The following is an 11,621-nucleotide window of genomic DNA, read 5'->3' on the forward strand; positions in this document are numbered from 1 at the left end:
AAACCCGAAAAAACAGCGATCATTTACCTCAAATTAAAGGGACCTTAAAAGGGGGCTGGAAAAGGAGGCCGATGTGACACCGAACCTGCGCTACCAAGAAAAACCCTGGCTGAAGTTTTATGATCCGGGGGTACCGGAATCCATTGACTACGAGGATATTCTTCTCCACGAGTACCTTGAGAGAAACAGCCGGTCCATTCCGGACCACACCGCCCTGATCTTCCAGGGATACCGCATCAGCTTCAGGGAATTCAACGAAATGGCCGATGCCTTTGCCGCCTTTCTCCAGAGCCGGGGGGTTAAAAAGGGAGACGCCGTGGCCATCCTTCTTCCCAATGTGATCCCCTGCCCCGTGGCCTTTTACGCCATCATGAAAATCGGCGCCGTGGCCGTGATGAACAACCCTTTATATGCCGATCCTGAACTGCTCCACCAGTTCAACGATTCCAGGTCCACCCTGCTCATCACCCTGGACCTCCTGGCCGACCGCATGGTTCGCCTGCGCCCCCGGACCGGAATAAAAACCATTGTTTACACCTCCATCGGCGACTACCTGCCCTTCCCCAAAAATATCCTCTTTCCCCTGGTGGCCGGCCGCAAGGGCCTCAAGGCGTCGGTGGCGCCGGCGGACAAACTGCTTTCCTGGAAGCAGGTGGTACGGGAATATGCCGGGGCAAAGCCCGCTTCCGTGCCCGGAGGCCTGGGGTTTGCAGATATTGCCATGTACCAGTACACCGGCGGCACCACAGGCGTCTCCAAGGGCGCCATCCTCACCCACGGCAATCTCAGCCGCCAGACCCAGCAGATAAACGCCTGGCTGCCCATGTTCAGGGACAACCAGGACGAAATCGCCCTGGGGGCCCTTCCCTTTTTCCATGTCATGGGCCTCACCGTTTCCATGAACTTTGCCATCTCCAAAGGATGGACCAATATCCTGGTCCCCAAGCCCCAGCCCGGCCCCCTGCTGGAAGCCATGGAGAAATTCAGGCCCACCATCGCCCCCCTGGTGCCCACCATGTTCATCGGGGTGCTCAACCACCCCCGAACCGGACGGGCCGACCTCAGCTCCATCAAGGCCTGCGTTTCCGGTTCCGCCCCCCTGCCCCTGGATGTGATCCGGGAATTTGAAAAAAAGACCGGCTCCATCATCATCGAGGCCTTCGGCATGACCGAATCCTCCCCGGCCACCCATGTGAACCCATTTTCCGCAGGGAAACGCAAGGTGGGCAGCATCGGCATTCCCCTGCCTGACACCGAGGCCCGCATCGTGGACCTGGGAAACCCGGAAAAAATCATGCCCGTGGGCGAACCCGGGGAGCTTGTCATCCGGGGCCCCCAGGTGATGCTGGGATACAGGAACATGCCTGAAGAGACGGAAAAAACCCTCATCAACGGCTGGCTCCACACCGGGGACATTGCCCTCATGGATGAAGACGGGTACTTTTTCATCGTGGACCGGAAAAAGGATATGATTATTTCAGGGGGATACAATGTCTATCCCCGGGATATCGACGAGGTGCTCTTCACCCATCCCAAAATCATGGAAGCCTGTGCCGTGGGCGTCCCCCATCCCACCCGGGGGGAGCAGATCAAGGCATTTGTGGTCATGGCGCCGGGCCAGACTGCCACAGAAGAGGAAATCATCTCATTCTGCGCCGAGCATCTTGCCACATACAAACTGCCCACCCGTGTGGAATTCATAGATGAACTGCCCAAGACCAATGTGGGGAAGGTGCTTCGCAAGGACCTGCGCGCCATTGAAGCAGCCAAACTCAACCAAAGGAAAACATCATGACCCCAGTTCCGTTAGATTCAGGCCAATTTTATCCCGATCTGTTCAGCCCCGTCACCATCAATGCCCTGGCCATCCGCAACCGCATTGCCTATCCTTCCCTGGGCCTGCTCTTTTCCTATGACACCAAGCTCAATGACAGGTATTATCATTTTTTTGAAGAAATCGCCCGGGGCGGCGCAGGCATCGTTACCGTGGGGCCGGTGGGGGTGGATTTCATCGGATCGGGCTTTGTCCCCCTTTCCCTGGCCGCGGACGAGGCCACAGCAGACTTTTCAAAGGCCGCGTCACTGATCCGGAATCAGGGGGCCAGCCCCTGGATCCAGCTCTTCCACGCCGGGGCCTACGCCCACCCCTTTCTCATCAACAACGACACCCCCATGGCCCCGTCGGCGGTGTTCTCCAGATACTCCAAAACCACCCCCCGGGAAATGAGCTATGACGATATCAAAGGGGTCCAGACTGCATTTGCCGATGCCGCCGCACGGGCTAAGGAAGCCGGTTTCGACGGGGTGGAAATCATCGGCTCAGCAGGCTATCTCATCACCCAGTTTCTCTCCCCGCTGAAAAACCTGAGAACCGACGAATACGGGGGCAGTTTTGAAAACCGGACCCGGTTTCCCAGGGAAATCATTGAAATGGTCCGGGACCGGGTGGGACCGGATTTTCCCATCGGGGTAAGAATGGCGGGCAACGATTTTGTGGAAGGCTCAACAACAGACGAAACCACCCCGGAGATCGCACGGGTCTACGAGGCGGCAGGGGCAGATATCCTCAACGTCACCGGGGGGTGGCATGAATCCCCCGTTCCCCAGCTGCCCATGGACCTCCCCCGGGCGGGCTTCTCCTTTCTGGCCATGAACATCAAGGCCGCCGTTTCCATCCCCGTCATGGCCTCCAACCGCATTTCCACCCCGGACCAGGCCGACAAAATCATCCGGGACGGCCAGGCCGACATGGTCAACCTGGGCCGGGTTCTCATTGCCGATCCCTTCTGGCCCCAAAAGGCGATGGAAGGCCGCCCTGAAGAAATCCGTCCCTGCGTGGCCTGCTCCCAGGGCTGCACCGACGAATTGTTCAACGGCCGGCCGATCTCCTGCATCGGCAATGCCCGGGCCGGGTTCGAGGCAGAGCGCAGCATCCAAAAAGCCGGATCGCCCAAAAAGGTCATGATTGCCGGGGCCGGCGTGGCCGGACTTGAAGCGGCAATCACCGCCGCCCGGGCCGGCCATGGGGTCCATCTATACGAAAAAACCGGGGAGATCGGCGGCCAGATTCCCATTGCGGCGGCACCGCCCCATAAAAGCGAGCTGCTGGAATACCTGCGCTATTACAGGGCCATGCTTAAAAAATACAAGATTCCGGTCAGTCTTAACACAAAGGTGGATGAAACCCTGATCCAAAAGGAAGACCCTGACCATCTCATCGTGGCCCAGGGGGCAAGGCCGCTGATGCCCCCCATCCCGGGGATAGACGATCCCTGCGTCCGGTCCGCCTGGGATGTCCTGGCCCAGGATCCGCCCCTGGGAAAACGGGTGGCGGTCATCGGCGGCGGTGCAGTGGGCCTTGAAACCGCCCATTTTGTCGCGGCCAAGGGCTGCCTCACCCCGGAGATGCTGCACTTTCTAATGACCTACCAGGCCCTTTCCCCTGACCGGCTGCGCCAGTACATGTTCAAGGGCACCTCAACGGTCACGGTATTTGAAATGCTGGAAAAGGCCGGCCAGGACCTGGGCAAATCCACCAAATGGATCCTCATGGGCAACCTGGACCGCCACGGGGTCAAGATCCGCACCTCGGCAAAGGTGGTTTCCATCAAAGGGGGGAAGGTGACATTTGACCAGGAAGGGAGTGTTCACACCGACGCCTTTGACACTGTCATCCTGGCCCTTGGGTCAACCTCCGTAAACACCCTTGAAAAAACAGCCGATGAGCTGGGCATCCCCTGCACCGTCATCGGCGACAGCCTGAAGCCGGGCAAAATCAACGACGCCGTCCACGGCGGTTTTTTAAGCGTGTCCCGGCTTTGACCGGGCTGAACAGTCCCCATAACCGGCAGCCCCGGGCTGCCGGTGCCAAACCCCTTGAAATTAAATCCCATTAAATCTCTTGCTAACCCCTCCCCCTATTTGATAAACAGATCAGCTTATTGATATTTTTATTATAATTCAGGCAAGGCTTAATGGAAGGAATTCTAAATGGACCAGAATAAATCTGTGTACAAAGATATTGCATACCGGCTCAGGGGACTGCGGGACGCCCTCTCCCTATCTGAAGAAGAAATGGCTCTCAAGCTGGATCTGAGTATTGAACTGTTGAAAAAATACGAATCAGGGGATGTGGACATTCCGGTCAGCTATTTGTTTTCCGTGGCAAAGGCGTTTAATCTGGACCCCACCGTCCTCATGTCAGGAGCGGAATCCCACCTGCACCATTACTCCCTTATCAAAAAAGAGAAGGTGATGACCGTGGACCGGCGCGAAGACTACGACTACCACAGCCTGGCTTATAAGTTTTCAGGCCGGAAAATGGAGCCCTTCTGGGTGACGGTTCCCCCCAAGGACGAAGACCAGATGACATTTAATGAACACCCCGGCCAGGAGTTTATCCATATGCTTGAAGGCCGGCTGGAGGTGGTGCTGGGAAATGATAAAATCACCATGGACCCCGGCGACAACCTTTATTTCAGTTCCCACATCCCCCATGCCATGAGGGGGCTGGACGGCAAACCGGCAAAATTCCTGGATGTACTGGTATAATTAAATAATAAAAAGAGGCTGGAGCAGACGATTAAATGGAAAAACTACGCCCTGAAAGCTATGAAGAATTCCTGAACAATTATTCTTTAACCATTGAAAAAGATTATAATTTTGCCTTCGATTTTTTAGACCGGAAAGCTGCGGAACACCCCGATGATGTGGCCATGATCCACGTATCGGACGATTTATCATCCAGGGAATACACCTTTGATTTTTTTTCAAAGGAATCATCCAGGCTGGCCAACGCCCTGGCTAAAAAAGGCATAAAAAAAGGAGACAGGGTCATGCTGATCCTGTACCGGCGTGTTGAATTCTGGGTCTCCATGCTTGCCCTCCAGAAAATCGGCGCGGTGGCCATCCCATCCCCCTTCCTTCTCACATCCAAAGACATTGAATACCGCGTCAGGCTGGCTGACATAAAAGGGATCATTGTCGAGGATACGGTGGTGGAGACAGTGAATGATGCAAGGCCCAAATGCCCGGGGCTTGAGCTCCTGATCGAAGTCGGCAACGGCGATCCCCGGGAAGGCTGGCATGATTACCGGAACATCTGCAGCCGGGAAGCAAATGTCTATGAAAAAACCGGGGAGGCGGCATCCTGCGACGATCCCCTTTTGATTTTCTTTTCCTCCGGCACTACCGGCGCCCCTAAAATGGTTGAACACACCCATTCCTACCCCCTGGGACACATCACCACAGGGGTTTACTGGCACGACCTTGAACCCGGCGACATTCAGCTCACCCTGGCGGACACCGGATGGGGAAAAGCCGTATGGGGAAAATTCTACGGCCAGTGGCTGGCCGGCGCCATTGTATTTGTATATGACTTCAGGGGCAAATTTGAACCGGCTCAGCTTCTGGATGTCATGTCCAAGCACAGGATCACCACATTCTGTGCGCCGCCGACGGTGTATCGATTCCTTATCCAGGAAAATCTTTCAGATTACGACCTTTCCGCACTGAAACATTGCACCACGGCAGGAGAACTGCTCAATGATAGTGTTTTTGAAACCTGGAAAAAAGAGACCGGCATTCCCATCTATGAAGGATACGGCCAGACAGAAACCACGCTGCAGATAGCCACCTTCCCCTTCATGGAACCCAAACCCGGCTCCATCGGCCGCCCCACCCCGGGCTGGGAGGTGGTTCTCATTGATAAAAACGACCATATCTGCCCCCCGGGTGTGGAAGGGGAAATCTGTATCCGGACTGAAAATAAAAAACCGGTCGGCCTTTTCACCGGCTATGTCGGAGAGCCGGAAAAGACCCAAAAGGCATGCAGGGGCGGCTATTACAGGACCGGAGACAAGGCCTGGATGGATGAAGACGGGTATTATTGGTTCCTTGGCCGGGTGGACGACCTGATCAAAAGTTCAGGTTACCGGATAGGCCCCTTTGAAGTGGAAAGTGCCCTTGTCTCCCATGATGCCGTGCTTGAGGCCGCCGTGACCGGTGTGCCCGATCCGGTCAGGGGCCAGGCGGTCAAGGCCACCGTTGTATTGAACAGCGGATTTGAAGGCAGCCCCTCACTGACCAAGGAACTTCAGGACCATGTAAAAAAGGTGACGGCCCCCTATAAATATCCCAGAATCGTCCAATACGTTGCGGAGTTGCCCAAAACCATCAGCGGCAAGATCAAAAGGGCTGAAATCAGAAACAGGGATGAAAAAAAGGCTTAGGCCCCGTTAATATTGTGGCCGGTACGGGATCCAAAATATTCGACGCCGACCTGCTTGGGATCATCTGGATGATGGTCCCAGGCAGGAGTCCCTGCCGGGGGGAGAGCTGGTCTGCCTGACCAACACAGAATCCCCCCGACATCGCAGTCAGCCCCTCAGCTCAATGCATGGGCCATGGATTCTTCACATACCGTTTTTCCCAACACAGACCGGACGATTGCAGTTTTATCAGAATTTAGTGGGCCAGTTGGCCAGCCTGTGTTCTCCGACACCGCCCCCCTCCGAAGCCCTGATGATGGATAAGATTTCTGTCAGATAATTCCGGGTCTGTCTTGGATCAATGATATCCTGGATAAAATAATCCTGGGCCGCAGGATATGGGGACAGATCCGACACCATCTGGTCCAGAAGTTTTTTCCGTTCCTCCTCAGGCAATCCCCCGAATACCACATCCACGGCAATGGTCGGCTCCATGAACCCCAGTTCTCCGGTGGGCCAGGATACAAAATAATCAGGGCCAACGCCCGGGCCGCACATATTCACGGCGGCTTGTCCATAGGACTTCCGGATCACAATGACGATCTTGGGTACCGTGACCTGGCACAGGGCCTGGAGGTTATTGACAACCTTGGCCCCCACCCGCTTTTCTTCAGCCTCCTTTCCCACCATGTGACCGGGGGTATCGTGGAGGAAAATAATGGGAATATTGAATGAATCGCAAAGGCAGAGAAAACTGGTATGTTTTTCCAGGCCGTCCGTATCCATGGCTCCAACATTGTAAAAAGGATTGTTGGCGATGATTCCCACCACTTCCCCGTCGACCCGGGCGAGGCAGGTGATGAGCATTTTGCCGAAATTGGGCTTTATTTCAAAAATCTTTCCCCCATCAACAATACACTCAATTATATGGTGCATGTCATAGGTCCGGGTTCTCTTTTCAGGCAGCACAGAAATGATATCCGCCATTCTCTCTCCCGAATTTTCGGGCACCGGATGCCTGGGTGGGCGGTGCAGGCTGTTGTCCGGCATATAACTTAAGAATTCCCTGATCAAATCAAAGCAGTGGGGTTCATCCCGGGCCACCCTGTCCGCAATTCCCGTCACGCTGTCATGTATCTGCCAGCCGCCCATCTCCTCTCCGGAATAGGTCTGGCCAATGGCCTTCCCAAGGGCCCTTGGGCCTGAAATGGATAGCACACTACCCTTGACCTGGATCACACAGTCGGCCAGCATGGCTTCAAAATCCGGCACCCCGTAGCATTCTCCCATGGCGGCCATGACAAAGGGCATTTCCCTGAAATGGGTGTACTCGGCAAACAGGGTATGGGTACCGCCCCCGCCCAGGGTACAAATATTTTTTGCCCCCTGGCAGTCGGGCATCCTTGCGCCGCCAGCCTCCCCAAGCCAGATCAGCGGGATTTTATTTTTCTTGATCTGGCTCTTGAACTGAAGCATCTTTTTCAAATTGATCCGGGCATTGGTGGAGGCCAGAACGGTAAAATCATTTGCAACCACTCCGACTTTCCGCCCGTCTATGGTTCCGTATCCGCAGATCAGGCCGTCGGCCGGGCTCCGTTCCGCCATGCCGGGATAATCCGAAGTGGCCAGAAGGCCGAACTCCAGAAAGGAGTCCTCGTCCAGCAGGGAGGCAAGACGTTCCCTTGCCGTCAACCTGCCTTTGGCATGCTGTTTTTCCACCTTGGCCGCGCCACCCATCTTCAGGGCATTGGCCTTTTTGGTTTCCAGTTCATTCAACATTTCTTGTAAGACCATATTCTCTTCTCTCATTTTCTGCTCAAATTTAATTTACCGCCCCACGGGCTTCACTTCTCCTGGCCTCCATATCCCTCAATTCCTTGCGCAGCACCTTCTGGATGGGAGATTTGGGCAGGGCATCAATAAATTCGACGATTCTGGGGTATTTATAGGCCGCCATATTGGCCCTTCCGTATTCAATGATCTCTTGTTCGGTCACCTTTGATATATGGTCATCCTCCAGTACCACAAAGGCCTTTACCGTTTCCCCCCTGTACTCGTCCGGGACCCCGATGACCGCCACCTCTTGGATGGCCTCATGCTTCATCAAAACGGCCTCCACCTCTGCCGGCGCAATATTGTAGGCCGATGCAATGATTAGATCCTTTTCCCGGTCCAGAAAAAAAACAAACCCCTGTTCATCCATGGTTCCGATATCTCCTGTACGCAGCCAGCCGTCCACAAAGGTCTTAGCGGTTTTTTCGGGCAGGTTCCAATACCCCTTTGCCACCTGCGGCCCCTTGAAAAGAATCTCTCCCCGCTCCCCTATGGGCACTGTCTCTCCCTGGTCATCAACGATTTTCACCTCACCGCCCATGGGCACCCCAATGGCATCATGGTTGAACTTATTGGGCAGGGAGACAATGGCTCCTGCCGTGGTCTCCGTCAGTCCATACCCGTTGAGCAAATCCAGTCCCGTTTTCTTCTGCCACTTGGCCTGGATGGCCTGGGGAACCGGGGCGCCGGATGCCCCGCAGATTTTCAAGTTGGAAAGATCATACCGGTCAAAGTCAGGCAGGTTGAAAAAGGCTATATACACCGTGGGCGGTGCAAAAAAGACGGACACCTTGTACTTGTCAAGGATCTTGATATACCGGGCCGCATCAAACCGCGGTTCCAAAATGGTGGTGCCCCCGCCGTAGAACATGCAGATGGTCGCCAGAAGATACCCTGAAATATGGAACATCGGGAAAAGCACCAGATTGACATCCGTTTCCTCCATGTTGAAATTTTCAGCCTGATTGCCGGCATTGTAGACAAAATTTCTGTGGGTCAGCATCACCCCCTTGCTTTTTCCCGTGGTGCCGGCGGTATAAAGTATCAGCATGGTATCGTCAAAATCCGCATCAGGCAATTTGGACGGCAGCCTGGCCTCTGTCTTTAAAAGATCAGTAAAAATTAAGGTGGAGGCGTCCGGGTTCACTTTTACACGACTGCCGTCAAGCCTGGTTTTCAACCTGTAAAGCTGGGCCTTTGGAAAAGCAAGGAAATCGTCAATACCGCTGACGATCACCCTCTCAATGGCGGTATTTTCCTTTACCGCCAGGACATTTTCCAAAAAAAGATCCAGGGTGATAACGATTTTCACACCGGAATCGACAAAGACATGCCGCAGCTCCTCTCCCTCGTACATGACGTTGGCGGGCACATGGACGGCCCCGATCCGGTTCGCCGATAAAAAGGCAATGACATGCTGGGGACAGTTCGGCAATACAGCCCCGACCCGATCCCCCTTTTTAACGCCTAATTTCAGCAATGCGGCGGCAAAGGCCTCAACCATCTCATTCAACTTCCGGTATGAAATCTTATTATCCAGAAAAATCAGCGCCGGCTTTGACGGATGGCGGCGGACATTCTCATAAAACATTTCATAAGTCGTCATTGGGCGTGGTTCGGGAGTGGGACGTACCCCCCATGAGGGGTCGTAACTGATCTCGGACAGCTTTAATTCTTCCATGAGCGCCTCCGTAGGATGAAAAGATAAATTCTATATGTTCCAATTAACGAACACTGTTCGATGCGTCAAGAAAAAAACTAAAATTCTTCAGTTTAATGAATCACCGGCAACTTGATTTCGTCCCCCCCCAATGGTATTGTCCAGACAAAAAAGACCTCAACAGAGCAAAGGATCCAAGTATACATGCCCAAGCCAAGCACCCTTAGCAAACTCAAACAGGAGGACAGGAAACTTCGGCGAAACCTCATCATAGATGCGGCCCAGAAAATTTTCGGAACAAAAACCTACGACAAGGCCAGTATGAGAGAAATTGCCAGGGAAGCGGGCATGGCCGTATCCTCTATCTATACCTATTTTGAAAACCAGGAGGCCCTTTTTGTCCAGGCCATTCTCAGGGAAACAAACGAACTTCTGGATGAACTGGAAGCCATGGTAGAGACAGACGACCATATTGATATCGAGGTGCTGATGAACCGCTACCTTGATTTTTACATTGACCATGAAAACCACTGGCGGATGATCACCCATTTTTTCCTCTTCGGGAATATCAGTTCCCAGGCATTCGAGCGTCTTAACAATGTGGCCCGGAGAATTTTAAATATTTTTGACCGGATTTTTGAAAAAATGAACTACGGAGGGGATGTCCGCATCCTTTCACATGCATTCTTTTCATGCCTCAGCGGCATCCTCATCTCATTCAGAAAATACCCCGGAAGAGACGATGAGGAAATCCGCACCCACATGAAACGGGTGGGCGCGGTCATCCGGGGCATGCTTTTGCCCTATATCCAGGCGGACCTGGCCCTCCCCCCCGGAACCTGATATCCTAAAGAAAGACTTCAGGTTCCCTTCTGTCCTGATGATTTTTAAACACCCAGTTGAGCAGCTTGTCGATCATGGGGTCATCCACCACCCTTGCCCCGGCCGGACAATGCTTGACACAGGCATTACACAGAATACAGGCCGAGCGGTCTGTCTTTACCTCCTCCATTTCAATGGTGATAGCACCCACCGGACAGAGCGGTTCGCATTCACCACAAAGGGTGCAGTCCTGTACCGAGGTTGATGCGGCCTTGTTTTCCATTCCCCTTCGATCATGTTCAATATAAGGCCGGTTGCCCGGCGGTGTAATCACAGCCTCCCCATTGAGGCTGTCCAGCCGCTCCATTTTGGCGCGGATGTTTGATCCGAATGCCCTTGCCTCTGCGATATCCCGGTCATCCGGCCGTCCATTGGCCATGGGCCGCTGTTCATTGGAAAAGGAATGCTCGCCCACAAAGGCACCGCCGGCGATGGGTAAAAACCCCTGATCACGGACGATATCAGTTAACTCAATCAGGGCATCTTCATAGTCCCTGTTGCCATACATGACCACAGCCACTGCAGGCGTGTCACTGCCCCTGAGCTGTTTGAGTCTTGCTGCGGCTGTTTTGGCCACCCGGCCCTCATATACGGGGACCCCGATAATGATAAGCCCCTCCTCAATTTGTTCAGGGGATCTTTTTTCGGCCTCCGGCAGGGTCAAATCTATGGTATCGACCGCCCCGGCCTCAAGGCCTTCCGCCACGGCGTTAAGAATTTTTTTAGTGGTGCCCGTAGGGGAAAAACAGACAAGTGTCACAGTATTCATCTCATCTTCCTTTCAGATATTAGGCGCCGCTTCAGGCCTCTTCAATGACCACAAGCACCTGCTTGGTGCCTACCTGCTCCCCGTTTTTCACCTTGATATCTTTGACGACCCCGGCCCCCGTGGCAATAATCGGATTTTCCATTTTCATGGCCTCAAGGAGCAGCAGTTCCTGGTCTTCAACAACATTATCGCCCGCATCCACATTCACCTGGCAGATGGTTCCGGGCATTGGACTTAAAATTTCAATGGCCATGTTTTTCTCCTTTGC

The 11,621-nt window shown here is 54.0% G+C and carries 9 protein-coding genes; 5 read left to right on the plus strand and 4 right to left on the minus strand.

All coding sequences use genetic code 11. From position 1 onward, the window contains the following. Positions 1 to 73: 73 nt before the first annotated feature. From HUN04_07275 to HUN04_07290, 4 genes are all read left to right on the plus strand, one after another. On the plus strand, positions 74 to 1,795 hold the full coding sequence (locus HUN04_07275) for a long-chain fatty acid--CoA ligase (protein WDP89531.1): 1,722 nt from the start codon (positions 74 to 76) through the stop codon (positions 1,793 to 1,795). Continuing rightward, positions 1,792 to 3,822 (plus strand): FAD-dependent oxidoreductase, encoded by a 2,031-nt coding sequence (locus tag HUN04_07280; GenBank protein WDP89532.1) that lies wholly within the window; start codon positions 1,792 to 1,794, stop codon positions 3,820 to 3,822. Before HUN04_07275 ends, HUN04_07280 begins: the two co-directional genes overlap by 4 nt. A gap of 168 nt (positions 3,823 to 3,990) precedes the next feature. Beyond that, positions 3,991 to 4,551: a helix-turn-helix transcriptional regulator gene (locus HUN04_07285; protein ID WDP89533.1), complete on the plus strand. Its 561-nt coding sequence runs from the start codon at positions 3,991 to 3,993 to the stop codon at positions 4,549 to 4,551. A gap of 35 nt (positions 4,552 to 4,586) precedes the next feature. Beyond that, positions 4,587 to 6,230: an AMP-binding protein gene (locus HUN04_07290; protein ID WDP89534.1), complete on the plus strand. Its 1,644-nt coding sequence runs from the start codon at positions 4,587 to 4,589 to the stop codon at positions 6,228 to 6,230. Positions 6,231 to 6,458: 228 nt separating this feature from the next. Here the strand turns inward: HUN04_07290 and HUN04_07295 are convergent, their stop codons facing one another. Further along, positions 6,459 to 8,003 carry a carboxyl transferase gene (locus tag HUN04_07295; protein ID WDP89535.1) on the minus strand — a complete coding sequence of 515 codons (1,545 nt, stop codon included), beginning with the start codon at positions 8,001 to 8,003 and terminating at the stop codon, positions 6,459 to 6,461. A gap of 28 nt (positions 8,004 to 8,031) precedes the next feature. Then, complete coding sequence (locus HUN04_07300; protein ID WDP89536.1) at positions 8,032 to 9,723, minus strand: long-chain fatty acid--CoA ligase; 1,692 nt, start codon at positions 9,721 to 9,723, stop codon at positions 8,032 to 8,034. Positions 9,724 to 9,906: 183 nt separating this feature from the next. Between HUN04_07300 and HUN04_07305 the strand changes: the two genes are divergently transcribed. Then, a complete protein-coding gene (locus HUN04_07305) occupies positions 9,907 to 10,545 on the plus strand; it encodes a TetR/AcrR family transcriptional regulator (protein ID WDP89537.1) in 639 nt (212 codons plus the stop codon). A gap of 4 nt (positions 10,546 to 10,549) precedes the next feature. On the opposite strand, the gene HUN04_07310 is transcribed toward HUN04_07305, so the two are convergent. Together HUN04_07310 and HUN04_07315 are read right to left on the minus strand one after the other, a co-directional pair. Then, positions 10,550 to 11,353: a 4Fe-4S binding protein gene (locus HUN04_07310; protein WDP89538.1), complete on the minus strand. Its 804-nt coding sequence runs from the start codon at positions 11,351 to 11,353 to the stop codon at positions 10,550 to 10,552. A gap of 31 nt (positions 11,354 to 11,384) precedes the next feature. Beyond that, positions 11,385 to 11,606, minus strand: a complete 222-nt coding sequence (locus HUN04_07315) for an acetyl-CoA carboxylase biotin carboxyl carrier protein subunit (protein WDP89539.1) — start codon at positions 11,604 to 11,606, stop codon at positions 11,385 to 11,387. Between the last annotated feature and the right edge of the window lie 15 nt (positions 11,607 to 11,621).

This window comes from Desulfobacter sp., assembly GCA_028768525.1.
GTDB lineage: Bacteria > Desulfobacterota > Desulfobacteria > Desulfobacterales > Desulfobacteraceae > Desulfobacter.